General features: G+C 74.3%; 18 protein-coding genes and 4 tRNA genes. 8 read left to right on the top strand and 14 right to left on the bottom strand.

Annotated elements, in window-relative coordinates; all coding sequences use genetic code 11:
* Window positions 1–69: 69 nt before the first annotated feature.
* The 4 genes from JQN72_RS08525 to JQN72_RS08540 all read right to left on the bottom strand — a co-directional run bounded on the left by JQN72_RS08525 (window position 70) and on the right by JQN72_RS08540 (window position 3745).
* Window positions 70–143 (bottom strand) — tRNA-Arg (locus JQN72_RS08525).
* Complete coding sequence (locus JQN72_RS08530) at window positions 121–1353, bottom strand: NAD(P)/FAD-dependent oxidoreductase (protein WP_204134757.1); 1233 nt, start codon at window positions 1351–1353, stop codon at window positions 121–123. The genes JQN72_RS08525 and JQN72_RS08530 overlap by 23 nt, the downstream gene beginning before the upstream one ends.
* 21 nt (window positions 1354–1374) lie before the next feature.
* Window positions 1375–2586, bottom strand: a complete 1212-nt coding sequence (locus JQN72_RS08535; RefSeq protein ID WP_204134758.1) for a M20 family metallopeptidase — start codon at window positions 2584–2586, stop codon at window positions 1375–1377.
* 1 nt (window position 2587) lies between these two features.
* Window positions 2588–3745, bottom strand: coding sequence for a PrsW family intramembrane metalloprotease (locus JQN72_RS08540; protein WP_204134759.1), 1158 nt, complete (start codon window positions 3743–3745; stop codon window positions 2588–2590).
* 71 nt (window positions 3746–3816) lie between these two features.
* On the opposite strand from JQN72_RS08540, the gene orn reads away from it, so the two are divergent.
* On the top strand, window positions 3817–4464 hold the full coding sequence (gene orn, locus JQN72_RS08545) for an oligoribonuclease (RefSeq protein ID WP_374190882.1): 648 nt from the start codon (window positions 3817–3819) through the stop codon (window positions 4462–4464).
* A 102-nt stretch (window positions 4465–4566) separates the two neighbouring features.
* Window positions 4567–4642, top strand: a tRNA-His gene (locus JQN72_RS08550).
* Window positions 4643–4703: 61 nt separating this feature from the next.
* On the opposite strand, the gene JQN72_RS08555 is transcribed toward JQN72_RS08550, so the two are convergent.
* The gene (locus JQN72_RS08555; protein WP_204134761.1) at window positions 4704–5411 is read right to left on the bottom strand and encodes an SDR family NAD(P)-dependent oxidoreductase; all 708 of its coding nucleotides are present in this window, start codon (window positions 5409–5411) and stop codon (window positions 4704–4706) included.
* Window positions 5412–5548: 137 nt separating this feature from the next.
* Here JQN72_RS08555 and JQN72_RS08560 point away from each other — a divergent pair, with 137 nt between their 5' ends.
* From JQN72_RS08560 to JQN72_RS08570, 3 genes are all read left to right on the top strand, one after another.
* Window positions 5549–6205: a copper resistance CopC family protein gene (locus JQN72_RS08560; protein ID WP_204134762.1), complete on the top strand. Its 657-nt coding sequence runs from the start codon at window positions 5549–5551 to the stop codon at window positions 6203–6205.
* 45 nt (window positions 6206–6250) lie between these two features.
* A tRNA-Lys gene (locus tag JQN72_RS08565) sits at window positions 6251–6326 on the top strand.
* Window positions 6327–6395: 69 nt separating this feature from the next.
* Entirely contained in the window at window positions 6396–7412 is a 1017-nt protein-coding gene (locus JQN72_RS08570) for a glycosyltransferase family 2 protein (protein ID WP_204134763.1), read from the top strand.
* Here JQN72_RS08570 and JQN72_RS08575 read toward each other — a convergent pair.
* The 4 genes from JQN72_RS08575 to JQN72_RS08590 form a co-directional block, all read right to left on the bottom strand.
* Window positions 7403–7696, bottom strand: a complete 294-nt coding sequence (locus tag JQN72_RS08575) for a co-chaperone GroES (RefSeq protein ID WP_204134858.1) — start codon at window positions 7694–7696, stop codon at window positions 7403–7405. The two genes, JQN72_RS08570 and JQN72_RS08575, sit on opposite strands and share 10 nt — an antisense overlap.
* A gap of 37 nt (window positions 7697–7733) precedes the next feature.
* Entirely contained in the window at window positions 7734–7997 is a 264-nt protein-coding gene (locus JQN72_RS08580) for a DUF3618 domain-containing protein (protein ID WP_204134764.1), read from the bottom strand.
* Between the two features lie 11 nt (window positions 7998–8008).
* The gene (gene bcp / locus JQN72_RS08585; protein ID WP_204134765.1) at window positions 8009–8479 is read right to left on the bottom strand and encodes a thioredoxin-dependent thiol peroxidase; all 471 of its coding nucleotides are present in this window, start codon (window positions 8477–8479) and stop codon (window positions 8009–8011) included.
* A 73-nt stretch (window positions 8480–8552) separates the two neighbouring features.
* Window positions 8553–8634, bottom strand: a tRNA-Leu gene (locus JQN72_RS08590).
* A 23-nt stretch (window positions 8635–8657) separates the two neighbouring features.
* Here JQN72_RS08590 and JQN72_RS08595 point away from each other — a divergent pair.
* Window positions 8658–9536 carry an alpha-1,2-fucosyltransferase gene (locus JQN72_RS08595; protein WP_204134766.1) on the top strand — a complete coding sequence of 293 codons (879 nt, stop codon included), beginning with the start codon at window positions 8658–8660 and terminating at the stop codon, window positions 9534–9536.
* On the opposite strand, the gene rdgB is transcribed toward JQN72_RS08595, so the two are convergent.
* Genes rdgB through murI form a run of 4 tightly spaced genes read right to left on the bottom strand, consistent with a single transcriptional unit; the run spans window position 9533 to window position 13034 of the window.
* A complete protein-coding gene (gene rdgB, locus JQN72_RS08600) occupies window positions 9533–10168 on the bottom strand; it encodes an RdgB/HAM1 family non-canonical purine NTP pyrophosphatase (protein ID WP_307812539.1) in 636 nt (211 codons plus the stop codon). The genes JQN72_RS08595 and rdgB overlap by 4 nt on opposite strands.
* Entirely contained in the window at window positions 10165–10911 is a 747-nt protein-coding gene (rph, locus tag JQN72_RS08605; RefSeq protein ID WP_204134768.1) for a ribonuclease PH, read from the bottom strand. Before rph ends, rdgB begins: the two co-directional genes overlap by 4 nt.
* 36 nt (window positions 10912–10947) lie before the next feature.
* Window positions 10948–12210 carry an MBL fold metallo-hydrolase gene (locus JQN72_RS18880; RefSeq protein ID WP_204134769.1) on the bottom strand — a complete coding sequence of 421 codons (1263 nt, stop codon included), beginning with the start codon at window positions 12208–12210 and terminating at the stop codon, window positions 10948–10950.
* Window positions 12207–13034 carry a glutamate racemase gene (gene murI, locus JQN72_RS08615; protein WP_204134770.1) on the bottom strand — a complete coding sequence of 276 codons (828 nt, stop codon included), beginning with the start codon at window positions 13032–13034 and terminating at the stop codon, window positions 12207–12209. Before murI ends, JQN72_RS18880 begins: the two co-directional genes overlap by 4 nt.
* 100 nt (window positions 13035–13134) lie before the next feature.
* On the opposite strand from murI, the gene JQN72_RS08620 reads away from it, so the two are divergent.
* Window positions 13135–13965 (top strand): alpha-1,2-fucosyltransferase, encoded by an 831-nt coding sequence (locus tag JQN72_RS08620; protein ID WP_204134771.1) that lies wholly within the window; start codon window positions 13135–13137, stop codon window positions 13963–13965.
* Complete coding sequence (locus tag JQN72_RS08625) at window positions 13962–14915, top strand: glycosyltransferase family 2 protein (protein WP_204134772.1); 954 nt, start codon at window positions 13962–13964, stop codon at window positions 14913–14915. Before JQN72_RS08620 ends, JQN72_RS08625 begins: the two co-directional genes overlap by 4 nt.
* On the opposite strand, the gene JQN72_RS08630 is transcribed toward JQN72_RS08625, so the two are convergent.
* Window positions 14912–15586: a bifunctional 2-polyprenyl-6-hydroxyphenol methylase/3-demethylubiquinol 3-O-methyltransferase UbiG gene (locus JQN72_RS08630; RefSeq protein WP_204134773.1), complete on the bottom strand. Its 675-nt coding sequence runs from the start codon at window positions 15584–15586 to the stop codon at window positions 14912–14914. The two genes, JQN72_RS08625 and JQN72_RS08630, sit on opposite strands and share 4 nt — an antisense overlap.
* Window positions 15587–15590 lie beyond the last annotated feature (4 nt).

Consider the following 15590-nt stretch of genomic DNA (forward strand, 5'->3'; position numbering starts at 1 on the left):
CCCTCGGTGGGACACCGGTTTCTGGCGGGGGGGGGGGCACCCGGGGGGCGGGGCGCGCATTCGCGCGAGCGCCCCCGGCAGGACTCGAACCTGCGACCTAGAGATTAGAAGGCTCTTGCTCTATCCAGCTGAGCTACGAGGGCTCGGCGCCGAGGCGCCCCGGCCAGTGTAGGGAGGTGTCCAGCGGCTCCACGGCGAGGTGCGGTCGCCACACAACGTCCCGACGAGCAGGCGCGGCACCCCCGGCAGCCCACAGACGACGGGCGCCGCGAGGTCGCGCACCCCCGCCAGGGGGACCAGGTCGCTCTGGAACACCGGCATCATCAGCCGGGTCCACCACTGGTACCAGCGCAGGTGTCGGCGGCGCGACGCCGCGTAGGTCTCGAGTGCCTCCCCCAGCCGGGCCCGGCCCCGCCCTGCCTCCCCGACGCACAACGCCAACGTCCACGCGTCGGCGAGGGCGAGCGAGGCCCCCGTCCCCAGCTGCGGGCTCATCGCGTGCGCCGCGTCCCCGACCAGCACGACCGCCGCACCGTCGCCGCTCATCCGGGACGGACGCCGGACCACGACGTCGCGGTACACCGCCGGGAGCAACCGGCCGACCCGCTCCAGCAGGGGCTCGAGGCCGCTCGCGAACGGCTCGGCCTCCGCCCGCCAGGCGTCGAGCCCGGCGGCGAGGGTCGCACCCATCCGGTCCTGGTGCACCGACCAGAACACCGACGCCCGCCCGGAACCGGTCGGGAGCACTCCCAGGTACTGCCGCGTCCCCCGAAGGCGCTGGTGCAGCGTCCCACCCGCGAGGCCGTGCGGGTCGTCGACGACCGCCCACAGCGCACCGTAGCCGTAGGGGTGGTCCCGGCGCGTCACCCCCAGCGCCTCCCGCACGACCGACCGGGACCCGTCGGCACCCACGACGAGGTCGAACGGTCCGCGGTGCCCCACCCCGGTGCCGACGACCAGCCCACCCGCCGCCGGAGCCACTCCGGTCACCCTGACGCCGGTCTCCACCGGGATGCCGCGCGCGCCGACGGCCCCCTGGAGCAGCCCGAACAGGTCCCCGCGGTGCACCCCGAGGGCCGGGACGGCACCGGGCAGGTCGTCGTAGCCGACCGCGACGAGCTGCCGGCCGGCGGCGGTCCGGACGTCGACCCGGTCCACCGGGGTCGAGACGGCCCGCAGCGCGTCGAGGAGGCCGAGCCGGTCGAGCACCGTCTGCCCCATCCCCTGGAGCCACAGCCCCGCCCCCACGGGCCCCGGGTCCGGCGCCTGCTCGAGCACCGTGACGTCGTGCCCGAGGTCGTGCAGCAGGGCGGCCACCGCCGCCCCGGCCGTGCCGAGACCCGTCACCGCCACCCGCATCTCGCGCCGCCCGGGTCAGCTGACCGCCGCGCGCGAGCGGCGCAGCGCCATCTCGGCGAGCGCCGCCGCGACGTCCGGCACGACCGAGTCGTCGAAGGCCGCACGCGGGGAGTGGTTGTCCTCGGCCTGCCGGTGGTCGTCCAACGCGCACGCCGAGACGTTGAGGTAGGCGCCCGGGACCTGCTCGAGGACGAACGACATGTCCTCCGACCCGGCCTCCGGGTTCGTCATGTCGGCCCAGCGCCCCTCGCCGAACAGGTCGACGACGACACCACGCGCGAACGCGAACTCCGCCTCGTCGTTCACGGTGACCGGGTACCCGAACCCCATCTCGATCGTGGCGGTCGTCCCGTGCGCCGCGGCCACGCCGTGGACCACCTCGGCGACGACCTCCTGGGCCCGTACCCGCTGCTCACGAGAGAAGGTCCGCAGGGTCGCGGCGAGCACGGCCTCGTCCGGGATGATGTTGTCCTTGGTCCCCGCGGCGACCTTCCCCACGGTGAGCACCACCGGGTCCCAGATGCTGAAGCGCCGGGTCACCGCGGTCTGGAGGGCCAGGACCATCTCGCAGGCCACCGGCACCGGGTCCAGCGCCCGCTCGGGCGCAGCCCCGTGCCCGCCCGCGCCGCGCACGACGACGTGGATCTCGTCGGCCGCCGCCATGAGGGGGCCGGGGCGTCCGAACCACACCCCGCGCGGATGGTCGGCCGAGAAGACGTGCACGGCGTAGGCGGCGTCCACCCGCCTCCCCGCCGCCTCGAGCAATCCCTCCTCGATCATCGGCTCGGCGCCCCCGGGACCCTCCTCCCCCGGCTGGAACATCAGGACGACGTCGCCGACGAGCTCGTCGCGCAGCTCGTGCAGCACCCGGGCGGCGCCGACGAGACCCGCGACGTGCAGGTCATGACCGCAGGCGTGCATCCGCCCCTGCCGTTCCGAGCGGTAGTCGACGTCGACCGCCTCGGTGACCGGCAGTCCGTCCATGTCCCCCCGGAGCAGCACGACCGGGCGCTCCCCCTCGTGCGGGGCGCGTCCACGCAGCACCCCGACGACGGACGACAGCCCCCGTCCGGTCGTCACCTCGAGGTCGAGGCCCTCGAGCTCCTCGAGGACGACGGCCTGGGTCTCCGGCAGGTCGAGGCCGAGCTCGGGGATGCGGTGCAGCCGCCGGCGCAGCGCGACGAGGTCGGGACCGATCGCCGCCGCGACCTCCAGGGACGTCGTCATCTCAGCCCTCCCGGGTGCCGACGAACTCGAGCCGGCGGGTGCTGAGCGCCATCAGCAGCTCCCGTTCCATGGCGAGGGCACGGGCGTCGGCGGCGTCGTGGTGCATCCGGCGGCGCAGCAGCGCCAGCTCGCTCGCGGTGTCCTGGAAGGCCCGCATCGACGACAGCCCGCGGGCCCCGGCGTTCGTGCGCGCCCACATCCGCGCCTCCCGCCGGCGCGGCATCGAGGCGAGCATCGCGACCTCCCCGGCCGAGACCCAGCCTGCGTCGGCGTACGGCCGCAGGAACTGGCCGATCAGCCGGCCCTCGCGACGCCGGGCCCACACCACGAAGGCCACGAAGGCGGCGAAGACCGGGACCTCCACGACGAGGTACACGACGACCAGCCCACTGCCGCCCGTGACCGCCGCGAGGTTCCACAGCGCGTGGAGCAGGACGGCGAGGACATAGCCGATGACCGGCGCGAGGAGCTTCGGGCCCCAGGTCCGGCTCGTCGCCGCGACCCCGACGCCGACCCCGGTGAGCACCGTGAACATCGGGTGCGCGAACGGCGACAGGACGCACCGGGCGACGAACGTCGCCGTCAGTGCCTCGCCCCCGCCCTCGGTGTAGGCCTCGGCGAGGTACTGGATGTTCTCGGTGAAGGCGAACCCGGCCGCGCACACGCCGGCGTAGACCATGCCGTCGGTCATGCCGTCGAACTCGCGCCGCAGCCCCCACCACACGACGAGCACGAGCGCCCCCTTGAGAGCCTCCTCGACCACGGGGGCGACCACCACCGCGGTCACGGCGAGCGCGTCGTCCGGGGTGCTCGCGCTCTCGAGGACCGCCATGGCACTGGTGTTGAACACCGCCGCGAGCAGCGTGGCGACGAGTGCGCCCCAGAGGAAGGCACCGACCAGGTAACGCGTGGGCTCGGCCTCGAAGCGGTCGAGCCACATGAACGTCGGGATGACGATGCCCAGCGGGATGACCGCCACCGCGAGCGCGAGCAGCACCGTCTGGACCCCGAACGTGGCACCGAAGTAGGCCGAGACGACGAGCGCGGCGAGCAGGAAGCCGACGCCGGCGACGCCGGTGATGACCCAGGACCGGAGGGCCGAGCGCGTCGTCGGGTCGGCGCGCACCGGGAGTGGCGTCGTCGTGAGGTCCCCGGTCATGGACGAGAACCCTAGCCCCAGCCCGGCCAACCGAACCGCGGACCGTGCCGTCGCCACCTACGATGGCCGGCATGTCCTCGCCCGGTGACCGTGCCCGAACCGACCGGATCGTCTGGATCGACTGCGAGATGACCGGGCTCTCCCTGGAGGACGACGCGCTGGTCGAGGTCGCCGCCCTCGTCACCGACTTCGAGCTCACGGTCCTCGGTGACGGCGTCGACGTCGTCGTCCGCCCGCCGGACGCGGCGCTCGAGCAGATGAACGACTTCGTCCGCGACATGCACACGACGTCCGGGCTCCTGGACGAGCTCGAGGCGGGCACGACGCTCGAGGAGGCACAGACGCTCGTCCTCGACTACGTCCGCGAATGGGTGCCCGAACCGGGCAAGGCCCCGCTGGGCGGCAACACCGTCGCGACGGACCGCGCCTTCCTCGCCCGTGACATGCCCGACCTCGAGGGACACCTGCACTACCGGATCATCGACGTGTCGTCGATCAAGGAGCTGTCCCGGCGGTGGTACCCGCGGGCCTACTTCTCGGCCCCGACGAAGAGCGGCGGGCACCGGGCGCTGGCCGACATCCGCGAGTCGATCGCCGAGCTCCGGTACTACCGGGAGGCCGTATTCGTCGAGCGACCCGGTCCGTCGAGCGACGCCCTGCGCAACCTCGCGGCCCAGCACGTCGTCGACCACGGAGCGGTCCCCGGGGGCGGCGGCTGAGCTCTCCCGGCCCGTGGTTCGGAGCACCCCCGCGCACCCGGTACGATGGTCCGCGCTGCGGGCGCACGGCCCTCGTCCCGAGGACGCCATGCGCCCGCCGTGGTGGGTGTAGCTCAGCTGGTAGAGCATCGCGTTGTGGTCGCGAGGGTCGCGGGTTCAAGCCCCGTCACTCACCCCACGCACGGAGAGCCCCCGACCCGGCCGGGTCGGGGGCTCTCCGCGTCCGGGGCCGGGTGGGCTCACCAGGGCAACGTCCCGTGCTGCGAGGTGTACGTGCCGGTCGGGCCGTCGGGAGCCAGCTGCGCCATCCGGACGATGGCCACGGCCCCCTCCTCGACGGTCTGGGTGCCGGTGTTGCCGTTCAGGTCGGTCCGGGTGAAGCCCGGCTCGACCGCGTTGATCCGCATGCCCGGGAAGGCGTTGGCGTACCGGACCGTCAGCATGTTGACCGCCGCCTTGGACACCGGGTAGGCAACCCCCGGGTAGCCGTGGGTCGGCAGACCGTGCAGGGTCGCCAGGGTCAGCGAGGCGAGCCCGCTGCTCACGTTGACGACGACGGGCGCGTCCGAGCGCTCCAGCAGCGGCAGGAACGCGTGCAGGACCCGCACCTGGCCGACGACGTTGGTGTCGAGCATGCGGAGCATCTCGGGGCCCGTGAGGTCACGGGCGCCGACGATGCCGTTGTCCGCGGTGCGGCCCTCGATACCCGCGTTGTTGACGAGGACGTCGAGCCCGCCGGCAGCCGCGACAGCCTCCGCCGCAGCGGTGACCGAGGCGTCGTCGGTGACGTCCAGCTCGACGAAGCGGGCGCCCACCTCCTCGGCGGTGGCCCGCCCGCGCTCGGGGTCGCGAGCGGCGGCCCAGACGGTGTGGCCGGCGGCGACGAGCCGCCGAGCGGTCTCGAGGCCGAGGCCCTTGGTGGTTCCGGTGATCAGTGTGGTGGTCATGCCGTCGACGATGCGCCGGTCCGCGGGCTGCGGGGAGTACCCCGGCCGTCCCGGGACCACCGGGACCACCCTCGCCGCGTCGGGCGCCCGGCCGCCCCCTTCGCGCACCACCCCGCGACGGCTGCGAGACTGGGTGGGTGTTCACCCGCCGCATGTCCGTCGCCGTGACCGTCGTCATCGTGGCCCTCGTGACACTGGGCCTGGTCGCCTCCGCGCTGCCCGGCTTCGCGGCCCCGTCCGCTCTCCCCGGCCACGCCCGGCTGCTCGGGACGACCCCGGAGGACGGCGCGAGCGTCGAGTCGGCCGACGAGGTCGTGCTGTCGTTCAGCGAGGAGGTCGACGCCACGTTCCTCCAGGTCCGCGTCGAGGGTCCCGGAGGTGACGAGGCGGACGGGGACCCGGGTGCGGACGGCCGTGACGTCGTCCAGCCGCTCGTCGCGGACCTGCCCGCCGGTGAGCACACGGTGACGTACCGGGTCGTGAGCGTCGACGGCCACCCCGTCTCCGGCTCGATGTCGTTCACCACGACCGCGTCCCCGGCCGAGGCCTCCCCGACGGCCACCCCCTCCGCGAGCGCGTCCCCGACGGCCACCGCCGGCACGGCCTCGACCCCCACGGCGACGACGCCCTCCGTGGCTGCCGCTCCCACCGCGTCGGACGACTCCGGCGGCGTGCCGACGTGGGTGCTCGTCGGGCTCCCGCTGCTCCTCCTGCTCGTCCTGGTCGGCGGTGGCCTCGCGATGGCCCGAGGCCGGAAGGAACCGGGCGACGGCGACCCCGACGGAGCCTCCTAGCCGATTTCGCCGGGGCCCGTCCAGGCTGCTAATGTCTCCCGTCGCGCGCCATTAGCTCAATTGGCAGAGCAGCTGACTCTTAATCAGCGGGTTCGGGGTTCGAGTCCCTGATGGCGCACCACCGCTCACCGAGCACGAGGCTCCCCGTTCCGGGGAGCCTCTCCCGTTTCGAGGCCGTGCGGAGGACGCCGTGACGCAGCCCGAGCTCGCCGCATCGGTCGTCGTCCCCACCCACCGCGGCGCACACCGGCTCCCGGCCCTGCTGGAGGCCCTCGCGGCCCAGGACGCGACCGACCCCTGGGAGGTGGTCGTCGTCGTCGACGGCGCCGACGAGGAGACCGAGGCCGTGCTGGCCGCCGCGCCGGGGGACCTCCCGCTCCGGGTCGTGCGGCACGACGTCGCCCGGGGGGTCTCCGCGGCGCTCAACGCCGGCACCGCCGCCGCACGGGGCCGGGTCGTCGTCCGGTGCGACGACGACCTCTCCCCCGCGCCCGACATGCTCCGGCGCCACCTGGCACACCACGTCGGCGACGAGCCGGTCGGCGTCGTGGGGCCCACCCGCGACGTGCTGCCCGACACCCCGTACGCCCGCGCCTACGGCCGGTCCGCCACGGAGCGCTCGGTGGCGGGCGTCCTCGCCGCGTCCGGGCCCGACCGCTGGCGGCACTGGGCGGCCCACTGCTCGGTGCGCCGCGACGTCCTCGAGGCCATCGGCGGGTACGACGAGGCGATGGCCTACCGGGAGGACTCCGAGCTCGGGCTGCGGCTCGTGCGGCACGGCGTGCGGATCGTCGTCGACCCGGGTCTCGTCCTGCCCCACCGCGGCGCCCCGGCGGACGCCCGCACCCGCGTCGCCCGGGCCTGGGTGAGCGGCGCCTCGGAGGTCGCCCTGACCGCCCGGCATCCTGGGGTGACCGTGCGCGACGCGGCTCCCGCTGCCGGGCCCGCAGCCCGCGCGTGGTCGCTCGCGACCCTCGTCGCTGCCACCGCGATGCCTTCACGGGCGGCCGCGGCGCGGGTGGGCGGGCTGCTCGACCGCATCCTGCACCGCGTCGCGCCGACGTTCGGGGGTCGTCTCGTGGCGCTCGCCGTGGAGGCCGCGGCCAGGTCCGGACGGGACCACGGCACGGCAGACCAGGCCGGGTACGGCGGGCAGAAGGACGACGAGCTGCGCGCCGAGGGCCGCCGCGACCGCGGTCAGAGGTAGAGCCCGGTCGAGCCCTCCTCGACCCGCTGGGCCGCGACGGCGTGGATGTCGCGCTCGCGGAGGAGCACGTAGTCGGTCCCGCCGATCTCGACCTCGCCACGGTCCTGCGGGTCGAACAGGACACGGTCCCCGACCTCGACCTGCCGCACCGTGGGGCCCACGGCCACCGCGCCGCCCCAGGCCAGCCGGGTGCCGACGCTGGCGGTGGCGGGGATGACGATGCCGCCACCGGAGCGGCGCTCGCCGGCCTCCTCGAGGCTCACGAGCACCCGGTCGTGCAGCATCCGGATGGGCAGGCCGTGCCGGCCCTCCTGTGCCACCTCAGCGCCGGCGGTACGCGCGGTAGGCGATCGCACCGCCCACGACGGCGACGACCGCGACGACCATGGCGAGGCGGTCGACCCGCAGCTCGCCCTCGGGGGTCTCGGCGACGTCCGCGAAGCGGGCCTTGGCCTTGTCGACCTCGCGCTTGAGGATGGCCGACGGGGTGGCCTTCTCGGTGAGCTCGTCGACCGTCGCCGCGAGGCGCCGACGGCGTGCGACGACCTCCGCCTCGAGGCTGCTGATGGACTGCTTCTGGCTCATGGTCCTCCCCGTCAGTCCAGGCCGAGGTCGCGGCGCAGCTTGGCGACGTGCCCCGTGGCCTTGACGTTGTACCAGGCGTGGCTCACCGTGCCGTCCTCGGCGACGACGACGGTGCTGCGGATGACGCCCTCGACGACCTTGCCGTAGAGCTTCTTCTCCCCGAACGCACCCCAGGCCGTCATCACGGCCTTGTCCGCGTCGGAGAGGAGCGTGAGCGTCAGGGCCTCCTTGTCGCGGAACCGGGCGAGCTTCTCGGGCTCGTCCGGCGAGATCCCGAGGACGGTGTACCCGTCGGCGGCGAGGGAGTCGAGCGACTCGCTGAAGTCGCACGCCTGCTTCGTGCACCCCGGGGTCATCGCCGCCGGGTAGAAGTAGACGATGACCTTGCGTCCGCGCAGGTCGGAGAGGGTGACCTCGGACCCGGTGTCGTCGGGCAGCGTGAAGTCGGGAGCGGTGTCGCCCGGAGCGAGCCGGTCGCCCACGTGAACCTCCTGGTGGTCGGCGGTGTGGGTGCCAACCTACCGCGCGGGAACGACCGCGCCGCGGACGACCTCGTGCGCAAGGCGGGACTCGAACCCGCACACCCGAAGGAACCAGGACCTAAACCTGGCGCGTCTGCCAGTTCCGCCACTTGCGCCGGGGCACCCCTACTGTAGTGACGTGCCGCTGGTGTCCGACGCGAAGGCCAGACTCCTCGGCCTCGTCCGCCGTGGCCCCCGGACCGTGCTGTGGACGCGCCCGGAGTACGGCCTGGGCAACCTGCTGTACCTCCTCATGCACGCCCATGCCCGGCGTGGCCGGGGTGAGGACGTGCTCGTGCGCTCCACACCGACGCTCGAACGGTGGCTGCCGCTCGTCCCGGCCGCGCAGGACCTCGTCGTCGCCCCCGGGGACGTCCGGCTCACGGACCGGCGTGACGTCCATCCGCCCTTCAGGTGGGGTCGGGACTGGGCGGCGGACGAGCTCGACCGCTTCCAGTCCGACGTGCTCGCCGGGTCTCCGCTGCTCGACCCCGAGGGCACGACCGCGCTGGGTCCCGACGACGTCGTGGTCGTCGTGCGCCGGGGGGACTACTGGTCGGTGCCCGAGCACCGTGCCACGTACGCGTTCGACACGGTCGCGTACGTCCGCGCGGCGATGGCCCTCCAGCGCGAGGTCGGCGGTCCCGTCCCGCGGGTGCACGTCGTGTCGGACGGGCCCCGCTGGTGCCGGGCGCACCTCGGCTGGCTCGAGGAGTCCGCCCGGCTGACGTTCGTCGACCCCGACCAGACGCCCCGGGCCCAGCTCGCGACCCTGGCCGGCGCGTCGCGGCTGGTCGTGACGAACACGACGTTCGGGTACTGGGGCGGCTACCTCGCGGGCCACCGGAGCGGGCGGCCGGAGCTCGTCGTCGCGCCGCGCTTCCACGCCCGGGGGCCGTCGTGGGGCTCGGTCGCGACCCAGCTCGACCCGCGGTGGACCGTGCTCGAGGAGATCCCCGGCGGATGGGACGAACCACCGCCCGACCCGTGGGACGCCGGCGACGACGCCCCGGCCTAGGAGCCCAGCAGGGCGCGCAGCACCGGCTCGAGCGCCCGGAAGGCGTTGCCGCGGTGGCTGACCGCGTTCTTCTCCTCGTCGGTGTACTCGGCGAGCGTGCGGGTGTCCCCGGTGGGGACGAAGACGGGGTCGTACCCGAACCCGTTCGTACCGCGCGGCTGTCGGATGACCACCCCTTCGACGCGCCCCTCGACACCCTCGACCCGGCCGTCCGGCATCGCGACGACGGCTGCGCAGACGAAGGCCGCGGAGCGGTGCTCGTCCGGGACGTCGGCCACCTGCTCGAGGAGCAGGGAGAGGTTGGCGCGGTCGACCTCGGCCCGCGGTGCGCCCGCCCCGGCGTGCGAGCCCGACCAGCGGGCGGAGAACACCCCGGGCGAGCCACCCAGCACGTCCACCGCGAGGCCCGAGTCGTCGGCGACCGACGGCAGCCCCGTGGCCTCGGCGAGCGCGACGGCCTTGAGCCGGGCGTTGCCGAGGAAGGTGACCTCGGTCTCCGGCACGTCCGGGGCGCCCTCGACGTCCGCGGCCCCGACGATCTCCAGCCCGAGGTCGTCGACCAGGCCCGCGAGGATCTGCCGCAGCTCGTGGACCTTGTGCTCGTTGCGGGTCGCGAGGACGAGCCGGCTCACGGCACCCGCTCCCGCGCAGGGGCCGCCAAGGCCTCCTGCTGGCGGCCGGTCAGCTCGGCGCATCCGGCGGTCGCGAGGTCGAGCAGGCGCCCGAGGAGCTCGCGGTCGAACGGCACGCCCTCGGCGGTGCCCTGCACCTCGACGAAGCGGCCGTCGCCGGTCATGACGACGTTCATGTCGGTCTCGGCCGTGGAGTCCTCGGGGTAGTCGAGGTCGCACACGGGCTCGCCCGCGACGACACCGACGCTCACCGCGGCGACCGAACCCGTGAGCGGCTCCTTGCCGGCCTTGACGAGACCCCGTGCCTTGGCGTCGGCGACGGCGTCCGCGAGGGCCACGTAGGCGCCGGTGATCGCCGCCGTCCGGGTGCCGCCGTCGGCCTGGAGGACGTCGCAGTCGAGGACGATCGTGTTCTCCCCCAGCGCCGCGGTGTCGATGACGGCGCGCAGGCTGCGGCCGACGAGCCGGCTGATCTCGTGCGTGCGCCCCCCGACCTTGCCGCGCCGCGACTCGCGGTCGCTGCGGGTGTTCGTCGAGCGCGGGAGCATCTCGTACTCGGCGGTCACCCAGCCGGTGCCGCGGCCCTTGAGCCAGCGCGGGACCCCTTCGGTGAACGAGGCCGCGCACAGCACCCGGGTGCGCCCGAACTCGACGAGCACGCTGCCCTCGGCGTGGTCGAGCCAGTTGCGGGTGATGCGCACCTCGCGCAGCGCGTCCGGGGTCCGTCCGTCGTGTCGTGTCATGCCCCGCAGGCTATCGGCGGGGGGTCGGGCGCGTGCTCAGGTGTCGGCGTGCTCCGGCGGCCACACGACGCGGAACCGCTCGAAGCACACGTCGAGGCCGTCGGAGAACTCGACGCCGATCCGGGCGCAGGAGCGCCGGAAGTAGCGGTGGTGCGCCTCGAGCCAGGACGCCAGGCTCCGGTCACCCTCGCCCTCGTCCCACGCGAACCGCTCGTCGACGCTCGACAGCGGGCCGACCCTCAGCTCGGTCGTCCGCAGCACGAGCCGCGGCGCCCCGGACCCGTCGCACACGACCCAGTGCCCGCCGACCCGGGGCAGCGGCTCACCGGCGGCCACGAGCTCGGCGACCAGCCCGGCAGTGGCGCGCTTGGTCCCCCCGAGGACGTACGCGAGGAGGGCGTCGGCGAGCTCCGGCGAGTCCCCGAACCACTCGACCGGCGGGTCGCCCTCGACCGGGAGCCCCGGCGTCGCGGCCCGGTACGCGGCCCACATCCCGCGGGCCGCCGAGCGGTCCAGGGGGTCCGCGTCCGCCCCGACCTCGTACCGGGCCCCCGCGGCCGCGAGCTCGACCCGGCCCGGCCAGACCTCGTCCGCCTCGGTGCGCGCGGCCTCGAGGTCGTTCCAGGCCGGGACGTGGGTGAGGACGAGGCGGCGCACCCCACCGGCCCGCACCGCGGCCTCGGCGGCACGCCGCGCCGTGAGGTGGATGCCGCGCGTCTCGTCCCGTCCCTCCACGAACGCCGCGTCGAGCAGTGCGAGGTCCGCGCCGCGCAGCAGCGGGTCGAGGGCCGGACAGTCGTCGGTGTCCCCCGTGAACGCCAGGACCGCGCCGTCCGCCTCGACCCGGTAGCCGTAGGCCTCGACCGGGTGGTTCACCGGATGGGGCGTGACGCGGAACGGCCCCACGGTGAACGTCGTCTCGGCCTGGACCGTCACGATGTCGAACTCGCTCTCCATCCCGCCGGGCTCCAGCCCGTGGTACATCAGCGCCAGCCGTTCGGCGGTGCCGGCCGGTCCGTGCACGGGCATCCGCCGCGGCAGGGGCCCGTCGGGACGGTAGCGCCGCGTCACGTAGAGGCCGAGGAGGTCGGCGCAGTGGTCGGGATGGAGGTGGCTGAGCACGACGGCGTCGAGGTCGGCGAGGTCGACGTGGGACTGGAGCGGCCCGAGCGCCCCGCTGCCCAGGTCGAGCAGGAGGTTCCAGGTCCGCCCCTCGTGCTCGGTCTGGACGAGGTAGGACGAGGCGGCGGACCCCGGCCCGGCGAACGAGCCCGAGCAGCCGACGACGGTGAGCCTCATCCGATGCCCGCCTTGACGACGACCGGTGGCGAGGTGAACACCGGCTCGACCGAGGACCCGACCCCGAGGAAGCGGACGGCCAGGCGGCGGAACTCCTCGGTGTCTCCCGTCGTCGTGAACCCGTGCCCCGGTTCCGGCAGGCCGTCGGGGCGCAGCAGGTCGTGGTCGGCCAACACGCGGTAGACGTCCTTGGCCGTCTCCTCCGCCGACGACACGAGCGTGACGTCGTCCCCCATGACGTAGGAGATGACGCCGGTGAGCAGCGGATAGTGCGTGCAGCCGAGGACGACGGTGTCGACGTCCCGCGCCCGCAGCGGGTCGAGGTACTCGTGCGCGACGCCGACGAGCTCGGCCCCACCCGTGACCCCGGCCTCGACGAACTCGACGAAGCGCGGGCACGGCGTGCTCGTCACGTCGAGGTGGGGAGCGGCCGCGAAGGCGTCGAGGTAGGCACCCGACTGGTGCGTCCCGCGGGTGGAGATGACCGCCACCCGGCCGGTGCGGGTGGCCGCGGCCGCACGGCGCACCGCGGGGCGGATGACCTCGACCACCGGCACGTCGTACCGCTCGCGGGCGTCGTGCAGCACGGCGGCGCTGGCGGTGTTGCAGGCGATGACCAACACCTTCACCCCGTGGTCGACGAGGCGGTCGAGGCACTGCAGCGCGAACTCCCGGGTCTGCGCGATGGGCCGGGGCCCGTAGGGCGCCCGGGCCGTGTCACCGAAGTACGCCACCGACTCGTGGGGCAGCTGGTCGAGGATCGCCCGCATGACGGTCAGGCCGCCGTAGCCGGAGTCGAAGACCCCGATGGGTGAGTCGGTCACGTGCCAACGGTAGGACAGGCTGCGGACGCACCCGCTCGGCCACGCGGGGTCGTCTCCGTCACGTCCACGGTCGGGGCCGGTGCCGTGACACGATGAGGTCGTGCTCCGGTCAGCCCTGTACGGCGCGAAGTCGCGCGCGCTGTCCCTGGTGCGCCGGGGAGGCCGGACCGTGCTCTGGGCCCCGGACTGGATGGGCTTCGGCAACTGGGCCTACCTGTGGCTGTGGGCCGACATCGGCCGCCGGGACGGGGAGGACCGGATGGTCCTGCGCCAGCCGGGGATGGACCGCTGGCTCACCGCGTTCCCGACCCTGCGCGAGCTGACGGTCGACCGGAGCGCCGTGCGCTTCACCGACGGCCGGCACACCGAGCTCTTCGGGCACGGCATCCACGGCGAGAGCTTCACCGCCGACCAGCTGGCCCGCTTCGTCGAGGACCGCCTCCTGGACGCGGTGCGCTCCGGCCCGGCCACCGAGCCGGGCCTCGTCGCCGTGAACGTCCGTCGCGGTGACTACTACAGCAACCCCGCCTTCCGGGCCGAGTTCGGCTTCGACCAGGTGTCGTACGTGCTCGAGGCCGTCGACCGGCTCCAGGACCCCGTCGACGGCTTCCTCGTCGTGTCCGACGACCCGCAGTGGTGCACCGAGCACCTGGAGCGGCTCGGCCGCCGGGCGCCGCTGCGCTTCGTCACCGAGCGGGACCCGCTCGCCGACTTCCGTGCGGTGGCCACCGCACGGCGGGCGGTCCTGACGAACTCGACCTTCTCGTACTGGGCCGGGTACACCGCGACGGTCCACTCCGGCGGTGCTGCCCGGATCGTCGCACCGTCGTTCTTCAGCAGGGTGCAGAACGCGGGGCGCGCCTGGCACCTCGACCCCTCCTGGGACGTCGTCGAGGTCGACCCCGGCCCGCCGGACACGGACTCCGGATGACGGCCGTCCGACGGTTCAGGGAGTCCCTCGGGCAGGTGTCGTGGACCGCACGCCGCTACCCACCGAGCCGGATCCGGGTCCAGGCCGAGGTCGTCCGCCGGATGGACCTCCCCCGCCTTCCGTCACGGCGCACGGCCGGGCCGACGTGGGCCGTCGGCGTGGTGCGCGACGAGGCCGACGTCATCGAGGTGACGGTGCGTCACCTGCTCGGCCAGGACGTCGAGCACGTGCTCCTCGCGGACAACGGGTCACGTGACGGCACCCTCGAGCTGCTGCAGGACCTCGCGGCCGGCGACCCCCGGGTCCTCGTCGCCCACGACCGGCACCCGGCGCACCACCAGGCCGAGAAGGTCACCTACCTGGCCCACCTCGCCTGGCGGCACGGCGCGCGCTGGGTCGTGCCCGTCGACGCCGACGAGCTCCACTTCGCGCAGGGGCGCACGGTCGGCGCGTTCCTCGCGACCCAGGACGTCGGCGTCGTCCGTGCCCGGTTCCACCACATGGTCCTCACCGAGCCCGGAGTGCCCCTGACCGCCGGCTCCGAGTTCGTGCTCGACAGCACCCCGAGCGACCCGGGGAAGGTCGTCGCGCGCTCCCATCCCCTGCTCGAGATCGGACCCGGCAACCACACCGCCGCCCGGGTCGGCGGTGTGGCGGACGGGCTGTTCATCGCGCACGCCATCTACCGGTCGCCGGAGCAGCTCGCCCGCAAGGTCCGGCAGGGCTTCGACGCCATCATGGCCGGCACCGGCCGGTGGGCCGGGACGCACTGGGAGAAGGGGGCCCGGCTCGACGACGACCAGGTCGCCGACGCCTGGCGGAACCTGGCCGCCGGCCGCCCCGAGCCCCGGCTCGACTTCGCGGCGGCCGGGCCGATGGTGCGGGTCGCACCCCTCGCCTGGCGGACCTGGGACCCGGAGGGACAGGTGCCCGGGAGCGGCCCGGCCTAGAGCTCGAAGACGGCGCCTTCCGAGCCCCCACGGCCCGGGGAGCCGACGATGACGACCTGCATCCACCTCGACGTGCCGACGACCCGGGAGAGCCACCGTCGCCGCCGCCACGGGTCCCAGGTGAAGCAGCTCTTGACGCCGGCGACGCGGGAGACGTCGAACCCGGCGCGGATGAACATGTCCGTCGCGGTCTTCCACGTGAAGAAGCGCAGATGGGTGCGGTCCAGGACGCCGGTGTCGACGTAGTCGAAGCGTGCGTGTCGGGCGAGGTCCCACAGCACCGGGAGGTACTGGACGTTCGGGATGGACGCCACGACGTGCCCGTCCGGGCCCACGAGGTCACGTGCCGCCGCCAGCGCCGTCCAGGGGTCGACCATGTGCTCGAGCACGTCGTTGAAGACGACGAGGTCGAAGCCGCCCTCGGGGACGTCGTCCGGGAAGAGCCCCTGGACGACCTCCGAGTAGGACCCGCTCGCGCGCGCCAGGGCCACCCCCTCTGGGTGCGGCTCGAGCCCCACCACGTGCACGGCGTCCCCGTACCGGCGTCTCAGCGTGCGGCCGAACCCACCCGCACCGCAGCCGGCGTCGAGCACCCGGGTGACACCGGCGGGCAGGAACGGCTCCACCTCGGCCCGGTCGTCGTCCTCGTACACGAAGTCGTCGTGGGACATGCGG

Source organism: Phycicoccus sp. CSK15P-2 (genome assembly GCF_016888005.1).
Lineage (GTDB): Bacteria > Actinomycetota > Actinomycetes > Actinomycetales > Dermatophilaceae > Phycicoccus.